Annotated in this window: 25 protein-coding genes, 1 tRNA gene and 2 pseudogenes; 14 read left to right on the top strand and 14 right to left on the bottom strand. The window is 60.3% G+C overall.

Going from position 1 to position 20,868, the window contains the following annotated elements; all coding sequences use genetic code 11:
- The first annotated feature begins 29 nt into the window (after positions 1–29).
- Positions 30–443, top strand: a complete 414-nt coding sequence (locus MUN79_RS02250) for a DUF4890 domain-containing protein (protein ID WP_244676194.1) — start codon at positions 30–32, stop codon at positions 441–443.
- A 5-nt stretch (positions 444–448) separates the two neighbouring features.
- Here MUN79_RS02250 and MUN79_RS02245 read toward each other — a convergent pair whose 3' ends face one another.
- Entirely contained in the window at positions 449–1,237 is a 789-nt protein-coding gene (locus MUN79_RS02245) for an SDR family oxidoreductase (protein WP_244676193.1), read from the bottom strand.
- A gap of 189 nt (positions 1,238–1,426) precedes the next feature.
- On the opposite strand from MUN79_RS02245, the gene MUN79_RS02240 reads away from it, so the two are divergent.
- The 10 genes from MUN79_RS02240 to MUN79_RS02195 all read left to right on the top strand — a co-directional run bounded on the left by MUN79_RS02240 (position 1,427) and on the right by MUN79_RS02195 (position 9,097).
- Positions 1,427–2,095: an ABC transporter ATP-binding protein gene (locus MUN79_RS02240; RefSeq protein WP_244676192.1), complete on the top strand. Its 669-nt coding sequence runs from the start codon at positions 1,427–1,429 to the stop codon at positions 2,093–2,095.
- 72 nt (positions 2,096–2,167) lie between these two features.
- A complete protein-coding gene (locus tag MUN79_RS02235; protein WP_244676191.1) occupies positions 2,168–2,677 on the top strand; it encodes a hypothetical protein in 510 nt (169 codons plus the stop codon).
- 101 nt (positions 2,678–2,778) lie between these two features.
- Positions 2,779–4,002 carry an ABC transporter permease gene (locus tag MUN79_RS02230; protein ID WP_244676190.1) on the top strand — a complete coding sequence of 408 codons (1,224 nt, stop codon included), beginning with the start codon at positions 2,779–2,781 and terminating at the stop codon, positions 4,000–4,002.
- Positions 4,003–4,064: 62 nt separating this feature from the next.
- The gene (locus MUN79_RS02225; RefSeq protein WP_244676189.1) at positions 4,065–4,433 is read left to right on the top strand and encodes an ABC transporter permease; all 369 of its coding nucleotides are present in this window, start codon (positions 4,065–4,067) and stop codon (positions 4,431–4,433) included.
- On the top strand, positions 4,397–4,924 hold the full coding sequence (locus MUN79_RS02220) for an ABC transporter permease (protein WP_244676188.1): 528 nt from the start codon (positions 4,397–4,399) through the stop codon (positions 4,922–4,924). Before MUN79_RS02225 ends, MUN79_RS02220 begins: the two co-directional genes overlap by 37 nt.
- Positions 4,858–5,304: an ABC transporter permease gene (locus MUN79_RS02215; RefSeq protein ID WP_244676187.1), complete on the top strand. Its 447-nt coding sequence runs from the start codon at positions 4,858–4,860 to the stop codon at positions 5,302–5,304. Before MUN79_RS02220 ends, MUN79_RS02215 begins: the two co-directional genes overlap by 67 nt.
- Positions 5,305–5,403: 99 nt before the next feature.
- The gene (locus tag MUN79_RS02210; protein ID WP_244676186.1) at positions 5,404–6,636 is read left to right on the top strand and encodes an efflux RND transporter periplasmic adaptor subunit; all 1,233 of its coding nucleotides are present in this window, start codon (positions 5,404–5,406) and stop codon (positions 6,634–6,636) included.
- Positions 6,637–6,727: 91 nt separating this feature from the next.
- Positions 6,728–7,831 carry a DUF3616 domain-containing protein gene (locus tag MUN79_RS02205; RefSeq protein ID WP_244676185.1) on the top strand — a complete coding sequence of 368 codons (1,104 nt, stop codon included), beginning with the start codon at positions 6,728–6,730 and terminating at the stop codon, positions 7,829–7,831.
- 69 nt (positions 7,832–7,900) lie between these two features.
- Positions 7,901–8,425, top strand: a complete 525-nt coding sequence (locus MUN79_RS02200; RefSeq protein ID WP_244676184.1) for an acyl-CoA thioesterase — start codon at positions 7,901–7,903, stop codon at positions 8,423–8,425.
- A 99-nt stretch (positions 8,426–8,524) separates the two neighbouring features.
- Positions 8,525–9,097 carry a type 1 glutamine amidotransferase domain-containing protein gene (locus MUN79_RS02195; RefSeq protein ID WP_244676183.1) on the top strand — a complete coding sequence of 191 codons (573 nt, stop codon included), beginning with the start codon at positions 8,525–8,527 and terminating at the stop codon, positions 9,095–9,097.
- 73 nt (positions 9,098–9,170) lie between these two features.
- On the opposite strand, the gene MUN79_RS02190 is transcribed toward MUN79_RS02195, so the two are convergent.
- The 3 genes from MUN79_RS02190 to MUN79_RS02180 form a co-directional block, all read right to left on the bottom strand.
- The gene (locus tag MUN79_RS02190) at positions 9,171–9,650 is read right to left on the bottom strand and encodes a GNAT family N-acetyltransferase (RefSeq protein WP_244676182.1); all 480 of its coding nucleotides are present in this window, start codon (positions 9,648–9,650) and stop codon (positions 9,171–9,173) included.
- Positions 9,651–9,673: 23 nt separating this feature from the next.
- Complete coding sequence (locus MUN79_RS02185; RefSeq protein WP_244676181.1) at positions 9,674–10,183, bottom strand: DUF6992 family protein; 510 nt, start codon at positions 10,181–10,183, stop codon at positions 9,674–9,676.
- Positions 10,184–10,275: 92 nt separating this feature from the next.
- The gene (locus tag MUN79_RS02180) at positions 10,276–11,001 is read right to left on the bottom strand and encodes a porin family protein (RefSeq protein ID WP_244676180.1); all 726 of its coding nucleotides are present in this window, start codon (positions 10,999–11,001) and stop codon (positions 10,276–10,278) included.
- A 201-nt stretch (positions 11,002–11,202) separates the two neighbouring features.
- Between MUN79_RS02180 and MUN79_RS02175 the strand changes: the two genes are divergently transcribed.
- Both MUN79_RS02175 and MUN79_RS02170 read left to right on the top strand, forming a co-directional pair.
- Positions 11,203–11,277: transfer RNA gene (locus MUN79_RS02175), tRNA-Val, on the top strand.
- A 65-nt stretch (positions 11,278–11,342) separates the two neighbouring features.
- Positions 11,343–12,247, top strand: a pseudogene (locus MUN79_RS02170) (histone deacetylase family protein).
- Positions 12,248–12,259: 12 nt separating this feature from the next.
- Here the strand turns inward: MUN79_RS02170 and MUN79_RS02165 are convergent.
- The 4 genes and pseudogenes from MUN79_RS02165 to MUN79_RS02150 all read right to left on the bottom strand — a co-directional run.
- A complete protein-coding gene (locus tag MUN79_RS02165) occupies positions 12,260–12,961 on the bottom strand; it encodes a methyltransferase domain-containing protein (RefSeq protein ID WP_244676179.1) in 702 nt (233 codons plus the stop codon).
- 6 nt (positions 12,962–12,967) lie between these two features.
- A complete protein-coding gene (locus MUN79_RS02160) occupies positions 12,968–14,080 on the bottom strand; it encodes a type III polyketide synthase (RefSeq protein WP_244676178.1) in 1,113 nt (370 codons plus the stop codon).
- A 75-nt stretch (positions 14,081–14,155) separates the two neighbouring features.
- Positions 14,156–15,157 carry an NAD(P)/FAD-dependent oxidoreductase gene (locus MUN79_RS02155; protein WP_244676177.1) on the bottom strand — a complete coding sequence of 334 codons (1,002 nt, stop codon included), beginning with the start codon at positions 15,155–15,157 and terminating at the stop codon, positions 14,156–14,158.
- Positions 15,158–15,201: 44 nt separating this feature from the next.
- A pseudogene (locus tag MUN79_RS02150) lies at positions 15,202–15,270 on the bottom strand (FAD-binding protein); the annotation flags it as partial.
- Positions 15,271–15,481: 211 nt separating this feature from the next.
- Here MUN79_RS02150 and MUN79_RS02145 point away from each other — a divergent pair.
- Complete coding sequence (locus MUN79_RS02145; RefSeq protein WP_244676176.1) at positions 15,482–15,817, top strand: T9SS type A sorting domain-containing protein; 336 nt, start codon at positions 15,482–15,484, stop codon at positions 15,815–15,817.
- A 139-nt stretch (positions 15,818–15,956) separates the two neighbouring features.
- Here MUN79_RS02145 and MUN79_RS29785 read toward each other — a convergent pair whose 3' ends face one another.
- The 6 genes from MUN79_RS29785 to MUN79_RS02120 all read right to left on the bottom strand — a co-directional run bounded on the left by MUN79_RS29785 (position 15,957) and on the right by MUN79_RS02120 (position 20,850).
- Positions 15,957–16,082 (bottom strand): hypothetical protein, encoded by a 126-nt coding sequence (locus MUN79_RS29785; protein WP_262922970.1) that lies wholly within the window; start codon positions 16,080–16,082, stop codon positions 15,957–15,959.
- 127 nt (positions 16,083–16,209) lie between these two features.
- Positions 16,210–16,491, bottom strand: coding sequence for a hypothetical protein (locus tag MUN79_RS02140; protein ID WP_244676175.1), 282 nt, complete (start codon positions 16,489–16,491; stop codon positions 16,210–16,212).
- Positions 16,492–16,535: 44 nt separating this feature from the next.
- Complete coding sequence (locus tag MUN79_RS02135; RefSeq protein ID WP_244676174.1) at positions 16,536–16,760, bottom strand: hypothetical protein; 225 nt, start codon at positions 16,758–16,760, stop codon at positions 16,536–16,538.
- Positions 16,709–17,275, bottom strand: coding sequence for an FAD-dependent oxidoreductase (locus MUN79_RS02130; protein WP_244676173.1), 567 nt, complete (start codon positions 17,273–17,275; stop codon positions 16,709–16,711). Before MUN79_RS02130 ends, MUN79_RS02135 begins: the two co-directional genes overlap by 52 nt.
- 39 nt (positions 17,276–17,314) lie before the next feature.
- Positions 17,315–19,306 (bottom strand): PAS domain-containing hybrid sensor histidine kinase/response regulator, encoded by a 1,992-nt coding sequence (locus MUN79_RS02125; RefSeq protein ID WP_244676172.1) that lies wholly within the window; start codon positions 19,304–19,306, stop codon positions 17,315–17,317.
- Positions 19,258–20,850: a PAS domain S-box protein gene (locus MUN79_RS02120; RefSeq protein ID WP_244676171.1), complete on the bottom strand. Its 1,593-nt coding sequence runs from the start codon at positions 20,848–20,850 to the stop codon at positions 19,258–19,260. The genes MUN79_RS02125 and MUN79_RS02120 overlap by 49 nt, the downstream gene beginning before the upstream one ends.
- Positions 20,851–20,868: the final 18 nt, after the last annotated feature.

Raw genomic sequence — 20,868 nt, 5'->3', positions numbered from 1 at the left:
TATGCAGGCGCAGTTTAGCCCCGCTCCCTATGCTCCTTTCTCGTTCCCTGCTGGTTATTGGCGTGCTTAGCACCGTTACGTTTGGTTGTGCCCGCCGCAAAAAGGCGGATATCCCGGAGGCTAAGTCGGTGACGGTGGCGCCGGCAGCGGTGCCCAAGGCCGCCGCCCGCGACCTGACGGACGTGATGACCGACGAGCTGAAGCTGCTGCCCGATCAGCAAGGCAAGGTGCGCTCTATTTTGAGCGGGACGGTGGAAAAGGTGAATGATGCCCGCCAGCGCAACGCCGGTAATCAGACGGCCCTGATGGCGGAGCTCAAGAAAATCAATGCCGACTCCGAAGGCCAGCTTAAGGGCGTGCTGACGGACGTGCAGTACAAGCAGTATCAGGCCAAAAAGCGCCAGATGCAGGCCCAGATGCAGGCCCGCCGCTCCAGCAAATAGCAGCCTTAGCGCACCTGAGCCCTGCGCAGCACCCGGCTGAAGAGGCTGGGTACCCAGCGTTTCAGATACACGCCCAGCGTTTCGCGGCCCCCGATGTATACTTCCTCCCGGCGCCGGGCTATGGCTCGCAGGGCCTGGCGGGCCAGCTCCTCGGGGGGCAACCCTTGCTCGGTAGCCGCGTCCATCGTGCGCTGCGGGCTGCCGTCGGCGGTAAGGGCGTTGATGGAAATCCCGGTGCGCACAAAACCCGGGCAGATGATGGTAACGCCCACGCCACTCTGCCAGATTTCAGCCCTCAACGAGTCGAAGAAGCCGTGCAGGGCGTGCTTCGAGGCCGCATAGGCACTGCGGTAGGGCGAGCCGAACTTGCCTACCAGGCTGCTCACCACCACGATTTGCCCACTTCCCTGGCTCAGCAGCTGAGGCAGCACGGCCTTGGTCAGGGCCACGGTCCCGAAGTAGTTCACTTCCATAAGTTGTCGGTGCACCTCCAGGCCAGTTTCCAGGGCCAAGGAGCGTTGGCTAATGCCGCCGTTGTTAATCAGCACGTCGAGGCGGCCGTAGTGGGCCAGTACTTTCTCTGCGCAAGCCGGTAGCGTATCGGCCTGAGCCAGGTCCAGGGGCAGGAGCAGCACCGGGGCCGGGGCGCAGGCGGCGCCCACCCGCTCCAACTCGGTCATGTTGCGGGCCGAGAGCACCAGCCGGGCACCGGCCCGGGCAAATTCCCGGGCCAGAGCTTCGCCAATACCGGCCGAAGCGCCCGTAATCCAAACGACTTGTTGCGAAAAATACATGCTCTAGGGTGGTGTATGCAGTGGGTTTACAGCAAGATAGGAGTTTGCAACACGCTTCTTGAGGCGTCTTTATACTTGATTTTCTCTATATTAATTATCGGCAGGCAACCTTTCGGGCCGGGCCCCCATCTATCCGCACAGCCCGGCCGGTTTGGCGGCCGATAACCAAAAAGTACGGCCCTGCGCTCTATGATTCAGCTACGCAACATTCGCAAGACCTACGAGGTGGGGAATAACCGGCTGGAGGTGCTCAAAGGCATCGACATGCACATCCGGGAAGGGGAGCTGGTCAGCATTATGGGCTCCTCGGGCTCGGGCAAAAGCACGCTGCTCAACATTCTGGGCATCCTCGACGACTTCGACCAGGGCGACTACACCCTGGCCGGCACCCGCATCGACCGGAACCTGTCGCAGGCCCGGGCCGCGCAGTACCGCAATCAGTTTCTGGGCTTCGTGTTCCAGTCCTTTAATCTGCTCAACTTCAAGAATGCCCTGGAAAACGTGGCTTTACCGCTGTATTACCAGAAAGTGAGCCGGCGGGAGCGTAACCGCCTAGCCCTGGAGTACCTCGACCGGGTAGGCCTGGCCGACCGCGCCGACCACCTGCCCAGTGAGCTTAGCGGCGGGCAGCGGCAGCGCGTGGCCATTGCCCGGGCCCTGATTAGCCAGCCCAAGCTGATTCTGGCCGACGAACCCACCGGTGCCCTCGATACCCAGACTACGCAGGAGGTAATGGACATCTTCAAGGCCGTGAATAAAGAGGGAATGACCGTGGTCATCGTAACTCACGAAACCGACATTGCCGACCAGACCCAGCGCCTGATTCGCATCCGGGACGGCCTGATTGTGAACGACTAAGTGGTGAAATAGTGCGATGGTGGAATGGTGAGTTTGATGTGCTGATTTCCTCTTATCTGAATTGACTTAGCTATGAAAACAACATCTTTTACCCTGACTCTGCTGGCCGCTCTGGCCGCCGCTACCCCCAGCCAGGCCCAGGCTCCGGCCGCTACTGAACAGCAAGCCCTGATGAAGGACCTGGACCGGCTGATGCGCAACCCGCAAAAGCCCAAGCAGGAGCTGCACCTGGCTTTGAAAGGCTGCCACGCCGAGCAGATTATCCGGGACCGGGAGGCCGACGTGGAGATGCCTAAACCCCTGGCCGTCAGCTACGGCGGCTCGAACTCGGGCTGGTCGATGAGCATGGACAAGGGGTACTTCGAGCTGAAAATGGCCTTCGAGTGGGCCGATGTCACCTCTATAACCTACGCCCTGGAGAAAGACGAAGACGAGCCCAAGCATTACGAAATCAAAATCGTGAAGCATAAAAAAGGCAGCAATATCAGCTTCGAGCTGCCGCTCTACACTACCAATGAGGCCACGGTGAAAGATGTGGTGCGCCGCCTGGAAAAAGTGCGCCAGAACTGTCTCCGCAACTAAGAATTGATGTGTGCTGCTGGGCACAGAAACCTTCACCTACTGCAATAGTACCTCAGCACATTTCCCACCTCAGCACAGCAAAAGATGTTTGACCTCGACAAATGGCAGGAAATCCTCGGGACGATGCGCCGCAACAAGCTGCGCACGTTCCTGACGGCCTTCGGGTGTTTTGGGGCATCTTCATGCTGGTGCTGCTGCTGGGCGCGGGCAAGGGCATGGAGAATGGCATCTGGAAGGAGTTTGGCGGCGGGGCCATGAACAGCCTGTTCGTTAGCGCCGGCAAAACATCCTTGCCCTGGCAGGGCCTGAAGCCGGGCCGGGAGCTGAAGTTTACCAACGACGACCTGGAAGCCATCCGGCAGCAGGTAGATGGGGTAGAGCTGCTGGCCTCGCGCAACCGGCTTTTTGGCGAGTACACCATTGTGAATAAAACCAAGAACGGGTCCTACCAGGTGTTTGGGGCCACCGCCGAGTTCTTCCAGCTCAACGGTGAAAAACTTGTTCAGGGCCGGATGCTGAGCCCCTTGGACGGGCTGGAGCGGCGCAAGGTGATAATTATGGGGGAGAAGGTGCGCAAGGTCTTGTTTGGCGACCAGCCCGCCATCGGCCAGTACGTGCAGATAAAGGGCGTGTTTTTCAAGGTGGTCGGCATCTTCACCCACACCGGCAACAACGGCCGCAATGAGGAGCGCGCCTTCGTGCCCTTCACCACTTTCCAAACGACTTTCAATCAGTACAACCAGGTGCAGCGCATCGGCATCAGCAGCACCAAGGGCACGCCCGTGAAGCAGCTCGAAGACCAGGTGCGCCTGCTGCTGGCCCGCCGCCACCAGTTCGACCCCGCCGACAAGCAGGCCCTGGACCTGGAAAACAACGAGGAGGAAGTTAAGCGCTTCGAAGGCCTCTTTACGGGTATCAAGCTGTTCGTCAGCGTTATCGGGGTGCTGACGTTGGTGGCCGGGGTGGTGGGCGTGAGCAACATCATGCTCATCATTGTGCAGGAGCGGACCCGGGAAATCGGGGTGCGCAAGGCCCTGGGTGCCACGCCCTGGAGCATTATCAGCATGATTGTGCAGGAGTCGGTGGTCATCACCAGCTTCTCGGGCTACCTGGGGCTGTTTTTCGGCGTGGCCCTGCTGGACTTGGTGCGCTACATGCTCGAAAAGGCCGGCGGCACCACGTCCTACTTCGACCACCCCGAAGTGAACCTGGGCGTGGCCGTCAGCGCTACCCTGCTGCTGGTCGTGTCTGGAGCCGTAGCCGGCCTGATTCCGGCCATGAAAGCGGCCAATGTGAAACCTATTGAAGCCTTGCGGGCCGACTAAGGGATAGAAAGCTGATTTCCTCTTATCGGAAGAGGGGAGTTGAAAAAGTAACCTGACTATCAATGTTTGACCTCGACAAATGGAGCGAAATATGGGGGACGGTGCGGCGGCATAAGCTGCGCACTGGGCTTACCGCATTTGGCGTGCTCTGGGGCATCTTTATGCTGGTTGTGCTGCTGGGCGCGGGCAAGGGCTTCCGCAACGGGGTGGAAAAGGAATTTGACGTGGCCAAAAACGCCGTATTCGTGTGGAGCCAGCGTACCAGCGTACCATTTGCCGGCCTAAAGGTTGGCCGCTTCATTCGCTTTACCAACGACGACGTGGCGGCCCTGCTGCGCGAAGTGCCTGAGGCGGCCGTGGTCTTGCCCGCAGCTCCCTCGACGGGACGTTTACGGTGCAGTACGGCACCAAAAGCTCGGCTTTTTCGGTGAACGGCGAATATCCCGGCTACCCCGCCATCAAGCCCCTGCACCTCACGGCCGGCCGTTTTATCAATGACGTCGACATCAACGAGCGGCGCAAAGTGGCCATCATCGGCGACCGGGTGGCGGAGGTGCTATTCGGTAGCGAGAATCCGCTGGGCCGGGAAATCCGCATCAAGGGCATCTTCTTCCGGGTCGTGGGCTTATTTAAGGCCGAGGGCAAGCCCGAAAACGCCCAGGAAGAAGCCCAGACCATCATGATTCCGCTCACGGCCCTGCAGGTGACTTTCAACCAGGTCAATCAGGTGGGCTACTTCGCCTTTATTCCCAAGCCCGGCGTGCCGGCGGCCGTAGTCGAAACCAAGGTGAAGCAGCTGCTGGCCCGGCAGCACAAAGTGGCCCCAACGACGACCGGGCTTTTGGTTCGGCCAACGTGGAAGAGGAATATGCCCGGGTGCAGGGCCTGTTTACCGGTATATCGGGCTTTAGCTGGCTCGTGAGCATCGGCACCATTCTGGCCGGCATCATCGGGGTGAGCAACATCATGCTCATCGTGGTGAAGGAACGCACCAAGGAAATCGGGATTCGTAAGGCCCTGGGCGCTACGCCCTGGAGCATTATCAGCCTGATTGTGCAGGAAAGCATTGTCATCACGGCCGCTGCGGGCCTGATCGGGCTGCTGCTGGGCACGGCCCTCATGGCCGGCATTGCCTCCCTGATTCAGGGTCAGGACGTGGGTTTCTTCGCCAACCCGCAGGTCGACCTGGGCGTGGCCCTTACGGCCGTGGTGCTGCTGGTCGTGGCCGGTGGGGTAGCTGGCCTGGTGCCCGCCGCCATTGCGGCTCGTGTGCAGCCGGTGGTAGCTCTTAAAGACGAATAAGCGGTGAGAGGGTGAGTTGCGGGTCCGCTCGCGCAGCCTGCCCGTCATGAACCCGAACTCACCATTTCACTATCTCACCATTTCACCAAACGCCCGGCTATGAACCACCAAGCACTGCCCGACGAAACCACCGTTGATGTAGAGCCCGCAGCGGCTTCTGCCCGTTCGTCCCACGCGTATCAGGCGGCCTACCAACCGCCGAAAACTCCGCTGATTACCATGAAACGAATTTTTCTGGGCATCCTCGTGCTCCTGCTGCTAGCCGGCTTCGGCTGGCTTGTCCGCTACTTCTGGAAGCAGGCCCACACCGACCCGGTGACCTACAAAACGGAAACCCCCTTTGTGGCCGACATCGTGAAGAAAACCGTGGCGACGGGCAGCATTGTGCCCCGGCGCGAGGTCCAGATCAAGCCCCAGGTGTCGGGCATCGTGGAGGAGCTGTTCGTGGAGGCCGGGGAGCCCATCAAAGAAGGCCAGCTTATTGCCCGCATCCGGACCGTCGCCAACGCGGCCAACGTCAATAACGCCCAAAACAACATCCAGGCGGCCCGCGTGGCTCTGGAAACCTCCCAGATTGAGCTGGACCGGCAGCGGCCCTTGTTTGAGCAGAAAGTCATTGCCGAGCAGGAATACAACCGCCTGCTGGCCGACGTGCGCGCCAAAAAGCAGGCCCTCGACGCGGCCCAGAACGATTTGCAGATTGCCCAGCGCGGGGCCTCCCGCAACACCGGCGGCGCCTCCAACACGGTTCGTTCCACCATTACCGGCCTGGTGCTGGATGTGCCCATCAAAGTCGGCTCATCGGTAGTGGAGCGCAACAACTTTAACGAGGGCACCACCATTGCCGCCATTGCCGATATGAAAAGCCTGGTGTTTGAGGGCAAGGTCGACGAGAGTGAGGTGGGCAAGGTGCGGGAAGGCATGGACCTGAACCTGACCGTGGGCGCCCTGGAAGGGGAAAATTTCCCGGCTACCCTCGAATACATTGCGCCCAAGGGCATCACCGAAGAAGGCGCCATCAAGTTTCAGGTGCGGGCCAACGTGCGCCTGCAGCCCGGGCAGTTCCTGCGGGCCGGCTACTCGGCCAACGGCGACATTGTGCTGGGCCGCCGCAAGCAGGTGCTGGCCATCCGGGAAAGCCTGCTGCAGTTCGGCAAAGTCAACAAGGACAGCGTGTTTGTGGAGGTCGAAACCGCGCCCCAGCAGTTTCAGAAGCGGCTTGTCAAGACGGGCCTATCGGACGGCATCAACGTGGAAGTACTGTCGGGCCTGACCAAGACCGACAAAGTAAAGGTGCTCGGCCCGCCGGCGGAAGGGGAGAAGAAAGGCTAATCGTACGCAACGCCAAGCTGCCACCGCCCCAACGGCCCAACCCTGCACGGGTTGGGCCGTTTGCTGTTTACCCCTTAATCTTTCTCTAATTATGCGCCCCCAAGCCTACACCCTGCAATTCAACCCTAAGCTGAGCTTAAACGCCGACGGCAAACACGTGCGCGACGGGCTTTCGGCAGTGCTGGGCACGGGCGACAACCTGTGGCTGAGCTGCGATGAGCGGACCACCATCGAGCGGCTTACCCGCACCGGGCCGCACGAGTACGGGCAGCACGTTTCTTACCAGCTCGCCGACCTGCTCGATTTGCCCGCCGACGAGGAAAGTGAAATCGACATCGAGGGCTTGGCCGAAGCCGACCATTACCTCTGGGTGATTGGCTCCCACAGCCTTAAGCGCAAGAAGCCCGACCACGAGCACGAGGACGTAGCCAAGCAGATTGCCAAGCTGGCCAAAGTGGAAAACGACCCCAACCGCTACCTGCTGGCCCGGATTCCGATGATCCGCAACGAGAAAACCGGCGACTTTGAACTGCACAAAACGGCGCCCCACCCCACCAAAGCCAATGAAACCCTGCAGGCCGCCCAGCTCCACGGCAGCACCGAAACCAACGAGCTGACCGACCTGCTGGCCGATGACCCCCACCTGAAACCCTTTCTCAAAATACCCGGCAAAGACAACGGCTTCGACATTGAAGGCTTGGCCGCGGCCACCGACGGCCGCCTGTTTGTGGGCTTGCGCGGGCCGGTGCTGCGGGGCTGGGCCGTAGTGCTGGAATTGCTGCCCGAGCTCGACAAGCACGGCCGCCTGCGCTTGGCCAAAGTGGGCGGGGAGCAGCAGTACTACAAGAAGCACTTTCTGGCTTTGGGTGGCATGGGCCTGCGGGAGTTGCGCCAGTCCGGCGACGACTTGTACCTGCTGGCCGGCCCCACCATGGACCTTGACGGCACTATTGCGGTGTACCACTGGCCCAACGGCATGAGTCAGGAAGGCGACAGCCTGATTGGCCCCGACAAAATTCACCGCCTCTTCGACGTGCCCCACGGCCACGGCCCCACAGCCGGGCAGGATAAAGCCGAGGGCATGGGCGTAATTGATAAAGACCACCTGCTTATCGTGTTCGACAGCCCCAGTGACGCGCGCAAGCCCGTGGCCCACCAGGTGCGGGCCGATGCCTACCGGCTGCCTGGGCTCTAGGCCCAGGTCTGAGTTGTTTCCGCTTACTTTGCTTTTCCACGCCTTTTTCCCCGACCACCACACCACACTATGGCTGTCAAGCTGCTGCAAACGCCCGAAACCACGTACCGCATTCATTTCCAGGACTGCGACATGCTGGGCCACCTCAACAACGCCCGCTACCTCGACTATTTTCTCAACGCCCGCGAAGACCACACCACCGAACACTACGCCCTGAATCTGGGGCAACTGGCTAAAGAGGAAGGTGCCGGCTGGGTGATTACCAAGCACCACATTGCCTACCTGCGCCCCGCCAACCACGGCGAAACCGTGCGCATCCGTACCCAGCTCATCCATTTCGACAACTCCAACTTGGTGGTCGAAATGCAGATGCTCAGCGAAGACGGCAGCCGCCTGAAGTCGGTGCTGTGGTCAGAAATGGCCTTTGTGCGCGTGGCATCCGCTACCCGCACCGACCACACTGACGAGCTCATGGACATGCTCGACCAGCTCGACGTCGAAGACGTGAGCTACGACCCCGACGGCTTCGATGAGCGGGTGAAAAGCCTGCGCAAAAAGCTCAAGCGCGACCGGGCCGGCCGCGACGATGAGTAACCCCACCCCACTGTTTGCGTACTATGAAAGCCGGTTCTGCCTAGCGCAGACCGGCTTTTTCATTCCTGTTCTACTACCCCAACCCTAACATCTATTTCCATGAGCATCTTTGGTAGTGATAAACTAAAAGGCAAGAAAATAGCCATTGTAGCCACCGACGGCTTCGAGCAGTCGGAACTGGAAGAACCCAAGAAATACCTCGAAGGCGAAGGCGCCGAAACCCACGTTATTTCCCTGAAAAGTGGCTCCATTAAGGGCTGGGACGAGAAAGACTGGGGTAATAAAGTCGATGTCGACAAGACCATCGACCAAGTGAGCGTGGCCGACTACGACGCCCTAGTGCTGCCCGGTGGGCAGATGAACCCCGACGTGCTGCGTACCGAGCAGAAAGTGGTGGCCTTTGCCGCCGAGTTTATGCGCTCGGGCAAAGTGGTGGCTGCCATCTGCCACGGCCCCTGGACGCTGATCGAAACCGGCTTGCTGCGCGGCCACAAAGTGACCAGCTGGCCCAGCCTAAAAACCGACCTCACCAATGCCGGCGCCCACTGGGAAGACAGCGAAGTGGTCGTCGATAAAGGCCTTATCACCAGCCGCAACCCCAGCGACCTGCCCGCTTTCAACAAGAAGATTGTGGAAGAAATTCTGGAAGGCAAGCACGCGCCCCGCTCATAAGCTTACCGATTTGAACAACGAAAAAGCCCCGGCCATGCATGGCCGGGGCTTTTTCGTTGGCGTGCAGACGCGTTTACAAATCCACGGCCATCCGGACGTTGCCGCGCTTGTACATAACCGTGCCCAGCGGAACTTCCACGAAGCCCAGCTTGCGGTACACGTGCAGGGCCGGCAGCAGAATGTGGTTCGACACCAGTTCAACCCGGGTTACGCCCATAGTCCGGGCCCGGTCCAGAATGGCTTTACACAGCGCATAGCCAATGCCACGGCCCTGCATCTGGTCGGTAACGGCCATCTTGGCCAGCTTCCAGCTGCCATCGGCGGGGTTGTGAAGCAAGGCCCCAGAACCTACAATGGCGCCCTGGTAGCGGGCCAGCAGGATAAAGCCGCCTGGGTCGAGCAAATGGGTTTGCGGGTCGCCCAGGGTTACGTGGTCGGCGGGCTCCAGTTCAAAGTAGCGCGTAATCCACTCGTGGTTGAGGCGCCGGAAATCGTCGTGGTATTGCGGCGCGTACTCAATGATTTCGAGGTCGGCAGCGGTATAGTTATCCATGCCTCAAATATGGCAAATGTAATCTAGGGCTGCACCAAGGCCAGCAGCGCGGCGGCATAGCGGTGGTACGTCAGGTAAAAGCCCAGGTCGAACAACAGCAGGAAGCCACCCTGCAGCCACAACGACCGGCCAAAGCCCAGCAGCCGTTCCGGGCGCTTGGCCGCTGTCAGGCCCCGGGCCCGCAGCCAGCTGCCCATTATCAGGTAAGCCACGTCGAGCCCCGCGTTGAAAAGCAGAATTTTCTCGAAGTCGAACTGGGCCTCCAGGCTGGCCGCCAGCGTAAGGCCGGCCACTTGGTTGGGGTGAGCCCTGAGCATGCCCACCACGGCCAGCACGGCATTCACGAAGTTCCAGCCCACGTTCATCTGGTGGAAGTAGTGGGTTTCGGTGCGGGTGTCGGTGTGGGCCACCAGGTAGCCGCTCACCAGCAGATTGAGCAGGGCCCAGGTAGCCAATATGGCCATGCCATGCTCGGCTAGCAACTCCCGGCCGTGGTTGAGGGCAGGCAAGGCCGTTGTGATATCAGCTCCCATTCGCAGTCGGAAAGAGTGGTGAAAGGGTCAAATGGCGCATAAAAAAAGGAAGCCCCGAAAGGCTTCCTTTAAAAGTCATTATCCAAGGTCGGCTATTGGGTGAAGCCAATGCCAACGTACACCTGGAAGTTGCTGTTCTTAATGTCGCTCAGCGCCTTATTACCCGTTGTGGCCAGGTTCTGATCCTTGATGATTTCGTTGAAGCCGGCGTTGTAGCGGGCTCCCACCCGGGCAGGCCCTACGCGGGCTTCAGCACCCACGGCTAAGCCATAGTCGAAGCTGGTGTAGCTGTAACCGTACGTATTGTTTTCGTCGGCAATCTTGCGCTCATTACCGTCTTCGGTTACCTTGGTCAGCAGCGAAACCTGAGGACCGGCGTGGATGCTCACGTTGTCGAGGATGTTGAACACCAGCAGCACGGGCACGTTCAGGTAGTCGAGACGACGCTCATTTACGGTCGTGGTGGTAGCGCCCGTACCGGTGCCGGTCGTTTTCACCGAGTTGCCTTCAAAACCCTGGCGGCTATAGAGCAGTTCGGGCTGAATAGAAAGGCGGTTATTGAAACCGTACTGACCATAAATGCCAGCGTGGAACGACTTGTAGTTGGAGCCGTTGGCGAAGTTTTTCTTGTCGTCACCGTACACGTCGGACAGGTTAAAGCCGCCCTTAATACCGAAACCGGTGTTGCGGGAGTCACTCGTGCCGGCCGAGTAGTCGGTGGAAGAGCGCAGGCCAACCGGACCGTTGGTGTCGTTCTTCTGAGCAAAGGCGGTAACGGTGGCGAGGGAGAGAGCGAGGAGTAAATTGAATTTTTTCATTGGAGAGTGAAGGTCTAGGGTGGTTGCAACGGCGGGCCTTGGTAAAGTACAGGCGAGCATTTGTAACCGACTATACTTGCCCGTCGGCAGAAGGTTACGCCCGAGGGCTGATCCGGAGAAAAATTTCTTGCCCCAGGAAGTAGGATGAATGAAAACTGCCCGTATCTTTGGCGCTTTCCGGCCGCCGCCAGAGTGTTTGATGGGATATTAGCTCAGTTGGTTCAGAGCACTACCTCGACAAGGTAGGGGTCACTGGTTCGAGCCCAGTATGTCCCACGTCACGCCTTCAATACCCGCCCTTATCCGGCGGGTATTGCTGTTTCTGGCCCTTCTGACTTTCTATGCTCCCCATTGCCTGGGCTCCGCTTTACGCCCACCCGCTGCCCGAGAATCACCGGTTTCCGATGCTTAAGTACGAGCTACTGCCCGAGCAGCTCTTGCGGGAAGGTACCGTGACGGAGGACAGCTTCTTTGCCCCCGTGCCGTCGCCCGAAGCCGAGATTCTGCGCACCCACAACGCGGAATATTACCGGCGACTCGTAGCCGGGCAACTCACGCGGCAGGAGGAGCGAGCCACGGGCTTTCCGTGGTCGGCGCAGCTTATTGAGCGGGAAATAACCATTCTGGGCGGCACAATTGAGTGTGCGCGACGGGCGTTGCAGTGCGGCATTGCCCTCAATATTGCCGGCGGAACCCACCACGCTTTTGCCAACCGGGGCGAAGGATTTTGCCTGCTCAATGACCAGGCCGCGGCGGCCAATTACTTGCTGGTCCATGAGCCGAGTATCCGTAAAATTCTGATTGTGGATCTGGATGTGCACCAGGGCAACGGCACGGCGGCCTTGTTTGGGCGGGAGCCGCGGGTGTTTACCTTCAGCATGCACGGGGCCCGCAACTACCCACACCGCAAGGAGCAGTCGGACCTGGACCTGCCCCTGGCCGACGGCACCGACGACGCGACCTACCTAGGGCTGCTGGCCGCCACGCTGCCCGCCTGCTCGACGAGGTGCAGCCTGATTTCGTGTTTTACCTGGCCGGCGTCGATGTGCTGGCCACCGACAAGCTGGGCCACCTGGGTTTGACCCGGGAAGGCTGCCGCCGGCGCGACGAACTGGTGCTGCGGCTGTGCCACCAAAACCAGGTGCCCGTGGTGGTATGTATGGGTGGCGGCTACTCGGTGCGCATTGCCGACATTGTGGAAGCTCACGCCAATACCTTCCGCCTGGCAGCCGAGCTGTACACGTAAGCCGCTGCCTAGCTAGAAGATAACCTGCCAGCGAAAGGCCCAGCACCAGCGCAGCGTGTACCGCTCGATGCCCGCGGCGGCCAAAATCTGCTGCCAGTCCCGGCGCGCGAAGGCCCGGGCTACCGACAGCGGAGCGTCATTCTGAACCAGGTACGAGCCCCGAAACAGACGCGTAAGCCACTTGATGCTATAATACGCTACCGGCTGCCGGTGCAAATCGTTGATGAGGACGCCTACCCGGGCCTGGGTTTTGAGCTGACGCAGCAGCTCAGCCAGGGCCTCACTGGAAAAGTGGTGGCAAAACAGGCTGCAGGTGATGATATCAAACTGCTGCTGCCGGAACTCGGCGCCGAAAATGTCCTGCTGCTGAAAGCTGATTTCAGGGAAGCTCGCAGCCTTGGCAGCTGCATAGTCAATCATGAAGGCGTTGGCATCAATACCCACCAGCTCCACGGGCACGCTCTGCCGCCGGGCCCAGCCAGCAATGTGGCGCAGCGTGTCGCCGCCGCCGCTGCCCAGGTCGGCCAGGCGTAGGGCGCGGCCAGTAGGGAACTGAGAGCGGAGCCGCTGCAGCCCGTCGAGCACTACGCGGTAGCCGCCCAGCCAGGTATTGATGGTTTCCAGCTCGTCTAGATTCTGCCGCAGCGCGTCGGAAGCCAGTGAGAGGTCGTCCATCAGCTCTTCCTCGGTGGCGCGGGTGCTCAGGTCGGGCATAGCAGACTAGGCAACGTGAACCTGCAGCAGCATAGCTTCCAGGGTCAGGCCCGGTCCGAAGGCGAAGCTCAGCACCGGTGCCCCAGCCTCAGCCGGCGTGAGCGACTTAAGCAGCTCGTGCAACACAAACAGCACCGTGGCCGACGACATATTGCCGTAGTCGCGCAGTACCTGGTAGGCAAAGCGGTTGTCGTGGGCACTCATACCGAGCTCCTGCTCAATGGTTTCCAGGATCTTGCGGCCGCCGGGATGAATGGCAAAGGCGTGAATATCCTTGAGCTTGACCGGCAGCTTGCGCAGCAGGCCTTCGGTGAGTTGCCGGATGCCCTTTTGAATCATCTTGGGCACGTACGACGACAAAGTCATTTCAAACCCGAAGTCGTTGATGTGCCAGGCCATGTCGGCGTGGCCGTCGGGCTCCAGCTCGCAGTGAAAAGCCTCGAGGCTCAGGCTGTAGCCGTGCTTGCCGGGCTGGGCTTGCACCAAAGCCGCCGCCGAGCCGTCACCGAACAGCGCGTTGGATACCAGGTGGTCTTCTTCCTTATTCTTCTGAAAGTGAATGGTGCAGAGCTCGGTGCACACCAGCAGTACTTTGGCACTAGGGTCGGCCAAGCAAAACGCCTGGGCCAGCTTCAAAGCATTAAATGCCGCGTAGCAACCCATGAAATTGACGCAGGTGCGGCGCACACTGGTACTCAGCCCCAACTGCGCGACCAGCTCAATATCCAGACCCGGGGCGTACATGCCCGTGCAGCTTACCGTTATTAGGTGGGTAATGTCGCTTAGGGCCACGTCGGGCTGCTGCTTGAGGCAGTTGCGCACCGCTTCCACTGAAAGCGGCAAAGCGTACTGCCGGTAGGCGGCCATGCGCTGGCCTACCGTGGGGAAAGGCTCCAGGTCGGGCGTGTTCGGGAAAAACTCGAAGTCCCCGTTGGTCCGGCTGTAGTCGGCCAGCACGGAGTAGCGCTGGGCAATGCCCGTAACGCGGTACAGGGCGCGCAGTTTGCGCGTGTCGGCGGCGTCCAGCTGTAAGCCTTCGGCCATAAAGGTGGCAATCTGCGGCTGAGGAATGCGGTGGGGCGGGGTAGCAGTGCCAATGGCACATAAGTAGCTCGTCATCGAAGGCAGTATACGGATTTGCCGTCGGTTCGGCTTAGGAGTGCAACAAACTAAATGACGGGCGGTTTTGGGGCCTCAAAACGCCGAGCCGTGGGTGCGCCGCATCAGGGCCCGCACCCCGCCGGGCCAGTGCCGCATGCCGCCCACCACGGCCTCGCTCAGCACCGGGCGTCCAAACAGACGCTGCACGGCCCGCCCCACCCACAGCCGGGGCCCGAAATGCTGCTGCCAGTCATGGCGGTAGGCAGACTCCAGCGCGGGGCGGGAGTAGCGGCTCTGCAAAAACTGGTCGATGTGAAAACTAGCCCGCTCGGCTCCGTGAATGGCCATGGCCATGCCGTTGCCGCACAGGGGCGTAATCAGGCCGGCCGCGTCGCCGCACATCAGCACGTGGTCTTCCACGCAGTTTTTGGGCGCAAAGGATATTTCGTTGATAACCTCGGGCTGATCATAAAGGAACTCCGCCTCGCGCAGAACAGCCCGCAGGTGTGGGTTCTGGGCCAGCACCTGCTCCTGCATGGCTCCAATGGTGCCGTGGGCTTTCAGGTTTTGGCGGGTGGTGAGGTAGCAAAAGCAGTACTTATCCTCCTCAATAGCCGACAACCCCGCGTAGCCGTCGGCAAAGTTGTGCAGGGCAATTACGTCACGCGGAAAGTCGAGCCGCACGTGGTATTTCACGCCCAGGTACGGGGAGCGTTGCTGAAAAAAGCTGCGCTGCAGCTGCCGGTCTAGGTTGGCGCGCTTGCCGTAGGCGCCCAGCACCACGCGGGCCGTCAGCTGCTGCCCGTCGGCTAGGGTCACGCGGTGCTGGTCCAGGGCCTCGTTGAAAACCACTTCCGTCACGGTAGCCGGCTGGTGAAATACCACGCCCCGGGCCGTGGCCTGCTCAAACAGAAAATAATCGAGGCGGTAGCGGCTGACGCCGAAGCCGCCCAGGTCGAGCGGGCTAGTCAGTATGCGGCCGGCCGGGGAACTGAGCAGAAACCGGGAAATGGTGGCCGGGCCCAGCGGGGCGGGGTCCACGCCGAGGCGGCGCAGGTAGGGCAGCACCTCATTAGAGACATACTCGCCGCACACCTTATGAAAGGGTAGCTTTTGCGCTCTATTAGGGTCACCTGGTAGCCGCGCTGCCGCAAATCCAGGGCGGCGGTCAGCCCGCCTAATCCGCCGCCAATAATGAGAACGTCCAACTTAATTTAGGTAGTAACAAGGTGAGAAAGAGAGTAGAAACAAATCTTTTATCAGCGCGTAGTTATATTTCGTAACTCTAATGCATATTCCGTATTATCTTTGCAAACCTAATTGAGCGCCGGCCGTTAATCTAGTCAATATACAACCTGCGCTTGTCCCACTCTACAGCATGCTATGATGCAACGCTTACGCTTTTTTTGTCTACTACTCGTGCTTGGCTTCGGTTTCGTCCGTAGCACACTGCCCGCAGCCTCGGCCCAGCCGGCTGTTCGTACGCCTGCCCCCACGCGGCCTGCCGACGAAAAATCCTTTTTAGTGTACCCCAACCCCAGCAGCGGTATTGTCCACATCGCCATCAACGGCTTTGAGGGACGGCGGCTGGAGCTCCGGATTCTCAACGTTATCGGCACCGTTATCTACCGTGAGTCTATCACGGAGCTGAGCGGCCCCAAGACTTTGGACTTAAGCAAGTTTGCCAGCGGGCTGTACTACGTGAAGCTGGAAGGCGAAAACGCCAGTGAGATGCGTAAGCTCGTGATTCGCTAATCATCTGCATTCTTGCTGAATAAATAGTAAAAAGCAGTCGTCCGCGGCTGCTTTTTTTGTGAGCTGGATTCCGGGTTGCAAAGTATTGCCCAGCAAAAAGGCCTCCGTCGGGAGGCCTTTTTGCTTTGAGAAGAAGAGGTTAGCGGCCGTTGCGCACTGGCACCCGCACGGGCTGCAGGCGCTTTTTCCGGTCGTTGTCATCAAAAGGATTGAAGACCAGCAGGGCGGCGGCCACGGCTAGTCCGCTGAGAAGGAGCAAGGACATAAGAAAAGTATTAGAGACAAGACAAATTACAACCTTAAGCGGTAACGAACAACTAGTATTTTGTTGATGACCTGCAATTGGTTACTGTTTACCTAACCCCAAAAACCGTGCTTCGGTTTCTATATAATTATGTCCTTTTCAGAAGGGCCTCCACCACGTAGCGGGCGTCGGGCCCGGCGCCACCCATCAGAGCCGAGCTGCGGGTGTGCAGCCACGGCAACCCCAGAAACGCCAGGCCCGGCGCCTCGGTCAGGCCGCGCTGGTGGCGGGGCTCCCCGGCCGCATCAAATACGGGCACTTGAATCCAGTCGAAGGCCGGGCCGTAGCCGGTGGCCCACACCACCGCCTGCAGGGGCGGGGTAGGAGCAACCGAGCCTTGTAGCCCACGGCCATCTTCCGTTACCCTCACTGCCTTGCCGATAAAGTGGACATTCGCAAAACTGCGCAGCCGGCTCAAGTCGGCGCTGACGACTGGCTCGGGCGGGCCAGCATGCGTCGGCCCAGCCAGGACTGTCGCGGCACCCGCATCAGCCCCGTCGACTTGAGGAAAAGCCACATGCCCGTGTTGTTGGGCAGAGCGGGCGTCAGTTCATTAAAGGCCGCATACACCGGCCGGCCGGTGGCAGCTAGGTCGGCGCCAATCTGCAGGGCCGAGTTGCCGCTGCCCACCACAGCCACCGGTCCGGTGCCCGGCAGCTGCCCGGGCGGCGGTATGCGCTGCTATGTACTTGCGGAATGGCTGGGTTAAGCTGCTGAGCAAAATCGGGCAGACGCGGCGCATTGTAAGGACCCGTGCACACAATAACGTTGCGGGCCGTATAGGTTGGCCCGGCCGCAGTGCTGACTTCGTACTCTGTCCCGGCCTGGATGGCGGCCACGCGCGTTACGCGTTGGCCCAGGCGTACGGGCAGGTTGAAATGCTCCGCGTAGCGTTGCAGATAAGCTGCCGCTTCGTCTTTGGTCGGGTAGCGGGTTGAGCTGCCGGGCCAGGGCAGACCGGGCAGGCCGCTGGCCCAGGCCGGCGAAAACAGGCGCAGGGAGTCGTAGCGGGTGGCCCACACGTGGCCGATGGCTGGCCGCTCATCCAGCACCACGAACGACTGGCCGTGGTGCTGCAGATAGTAGGCTGCCGCCAGCCCCGCCTGCCCCGCCCCAATAATCACAGTATCAATAAAAATAGGAGAGTCGGGCATAAGTGGGGAAATGGAGGGCGGCCGCAAAGGTAAGCGGCCTTAATCGGGAAGTTCCCGCCGAAGCTGGGCTATTACCTGGTCAGTAACGGTCCGCACTTGCTGCACGAGGCTGTTTATTTCGGCCAAGTCGTGGTCTGTACCGGGCTTTATGGATTCCAGCCGGCGCACAATGTCCAGCACAGGGTGCATGTGCAAGCCGGCGAAGGAGCTTTTCAGATGGTGGGCGGTGGCACTCAGAGCCGGCCAGTTTTGCTGCTGCAAGGCTGATTCCAGTTCCTGCACAATGGGCGGCGTGGTTTCAACGAATACCCGAATCAAACGACTAATGAATTCTTCGTTGCCGTGGGCCAGGCGACGAATACCCGCCAAGCTGTATACCGGAGCTGATTCCTCGGCCACAAGCGTGTTGGGTGGGGTCAGCAGCCGAACCAGGGTCTGGAACAGCTCTTCTTCCTGGAAAGGCTTGGAAACGTAGCCATCAAATCCGGCCGCCTGATACCGTTCGGCTTCGCCTGGCAAGGCATGGGCCGTCAGGGCAATAATGGGGGTGGCGGCCCGGGCCGCGTCGGGGTGCTCACGCAGCAGGCGGGCGGTGGCAACACCGTCGAGGCCGGGCATCTGAATATCCATCAGCACGGCATCGTAGCGGTGGTGGTGGAACAGCTGCAGGGCTTCGCGGCCGTTGCTGGCAATATCTACCTGGCAGCCCCAGGTGCCGAGCTGGGCGTTTACCAACACCTGATTGACAGCATTGTCTTCGGCCAACAGAATACGGCGCGGCCCTAAGCTGTAGTAGCCGACTGGTGCAGCAAGGGGCGTAGAGAGAGGCAGCGGAGCCTGCGCCTGCGCAAAGGGCAGCGTAACCCGGAAAGCGCTGCCCTCATGCAAGCGGCTTTCCACCGTAATGCTACCACCCATGAGTTCTACTAAGCCCCGCGAAATACTAAGCCCCAGGCCTGAGCCGCCATATTCGCGGGCCGTGCTGGCCGTGGCCTGGGTAAAGGAGTCGAACACGTACTCGAGCTGGTGGGCCGGAATGCCGATGCCCGAATCGAGAACGGCAAACTCAAACACCAGGGGCTCTTGGGGGTTGCTAAGCCGTCGGCAGGTTAGCAGCACCTGGCCTTGATCCGTGAACTTGACGGCATTGCTGAGCAGGTTGAGCAGCACCTGACGCAGCCGGTACGGGTCGCCGGATACCAGCGTGGACACTTCGGCCGGGGGCAACTCTAGCTCCAGGCAGATGCCTTTTTCGGCAGCTTTGGGCAGCAGCAGCTGCCGGCTGGCTACCAGTACTTGCCGCAAATCAAAGTTGGTAGTTTCCAGGCGGACCTTACCCGCACCCAGCTGGGCCATGGCCAGAATATCGTTGATAATCACCAGCAGCTGATCGGCGGAGTGCTGAATATGGTCCAGATACTGGCTTTGCCGCTCGTCGAGCGGCGTTTTTTGCAACAGCCCGGCCAAACCCAGAATGCCAGTCATGGGCGTGCGAATCTCGTGGCTCATGTTGGCCAGGAAGTCCTGTTTGGCCCGGGCATTTTCCTCGGCGGCCTCTTTGGCCTGACGTAGGGCCTGCTGGGTTTCCTTCAGGGCCGTGATGTTGCTGTCGACGCCCAGCACCCGGGTGGTGCCATCGGCTAGCTGGAAAGGGCGTTTGATGCTGTTGAACCATACCACCTCTCCGTTGGGACGGGTAAACGTTTCTTCCATGATCAACTCCCGCTGGGAGGTCATAACCTGCCGGTCGGCGCGCAGGTAGCGAGCCATGTCGTCGGGGGAAATAGGAAGCTGGCTTACGTTGGTTTGTACCACTTCCTCCACGCTCAAGCTATACAGGTCGGCCGTAGCCTGGTTGGCCAGCAGGTAATTGCCGTCGCCGTCCTTGAGGTAGACTAGGTGGGGCGTGGTGTCAATTACCTGGCGGAACAGGTCGTTCTGCTCGGCCAGGGTGCGGTTGGCGGCCCGGCGCTGCTCCTCGGCTAGCTTCCAGTGGGTAATATTCTCGGCCGTGCCCACCACCTGCTGCACTTCCCGGTGGCATTGCGCTCAAAGGGCGTATTGTTGAGCCGCAGCCACCGGATGCTGCCGTCGCGGTGGTACATAAATACTTCCAGGGAGCGTATCTCGCCTTCGGCACAGCGGGTTAGCTGGTCGATATGGTCCTGTAGCAGCAGTAGCTGGTCGGGGGCGGTTAGTTGGGCCAGCATGTTGGGGCCCATAGACTGCAAATCGGTTTCGGAGTAGCCCAGCAGCGTTTCGATGTACTGATTGCAGTACACGTTGCGGCCTTCCTGGATGTCAAGAATATAAATCAGGTTGGGGGCGGTGCTGGCCAGGCGCTCCACAAACAGCTGGCTCTGGCGCAGCTTGACTTCCATGCAGCGACGCGCCGTTACGTCTTCGGCACTGGCCACCATCTGGCTCACGCGCCCGTTGGGGTGGCGGCGAAACGGGGCACTTTTAATCTTCATCCAGCGCCAGCTGCCGTCCCGGTGCCGCACCTGGTACTCCGATTCCAGGGTTTGGCCCACCGCCGTCTGGGCCAACTCACCCCGACGCCGCTGCACGCTCCGATAGTCTTCGGGCTTTAGAATGGTGGGCAGCAGGCGGGCCCCCAGGCCCACCATTTCCACGTCGGAATAGCCCAGCAGCGGCAGGCTCTGACTATTGCAATACAGCAGTCGGCTTTCGTCCAGGTCCAGGAGGAATACCAGGTGCGGAATCGTGTCGGTGATGCGCCGAGCAAAGAGCTGACTGTGCTCAAGCTCCTGCTCGGCCACGTGCCGGGCCGTAATATCGGTCAGGTACACGTTTACGCCTTCTTCCTGCGGCAGGGGCGCAATGGTCCACACGTAGCGGATGGTGCTTAGGCTGTACTCATACACCCGCGGCTGGCGCGCCGCCAACGCCGCACTGATTTCGCTGCGCAGAAAACCCTGGCAGGCGGCCTCAGCCGGTTCCTGCAGCATGTGCAGCACGGGTTGAGCGGCTGAGTTGGCGTAGCGTGCCTGCCCGTCGTAGGTAAAACAGATAATCGGGTTCGGGCACTGCTCGGCCAGCCTGGACAGCTCCTGCACGTGCTGTAGTATCCGCTGCTGCTGGGTTACGTCTTCGTAGCTCCATAAGTGCAGCACGGTTTCGCCGTTTTGAACCACCGGTAGATAGTCGACCTGCAGAATGATGCCGTTGCTGAGGTGCTGAAGCAGGCCCTTTACCTGGGTCTGAGCCTCCCGTGCCGCATCCATCTGGGCTTTCACCCACGTAGGGTTAGTGAAGCCGCGCTGACCCCGCGTGAAAATAGCCTCGCTGGGTTGGCCGATGTACGTGGAAGTCTCGCCCGGCAACAGCAGCATTTCGGCCAGCCGGTGATTCAGCGTCACGACGCCCTGAGCATTTTCAATCAGCAGCCCGGTATGAATTGTTTGCAGCAAAGCGGCCGTCTGCTTGGCCGCCGCCAGGCGCTGCTGTTCCACCAAAGCCCGTAGTTGCTGCAATTCGAGTTGGGCGGCGGCCTGTGCCTGCTGCGCCTGCTGCAGGCGCCGCCGCAGTTGACGGTAAGCTAATAAAGTCATAGTACCGTAGCTATGGTT

Source organism: Hymenobacter cellulosilyticus (assembly GCF_022919215.1).
GTDB classification, from domain to species: domain Bacteria; phylum Bacteroidota; class Bacteroidia; order Cytophagales; family Hymenobacteraceae; genus Hymenobacter; species Hymenobacter cellulosilyticus.
The sequence above is the reverse complement of the archived record's forward strand: the minus strand, read 5'-3'. Positions and strand labels throughout refer to the sequence as shown.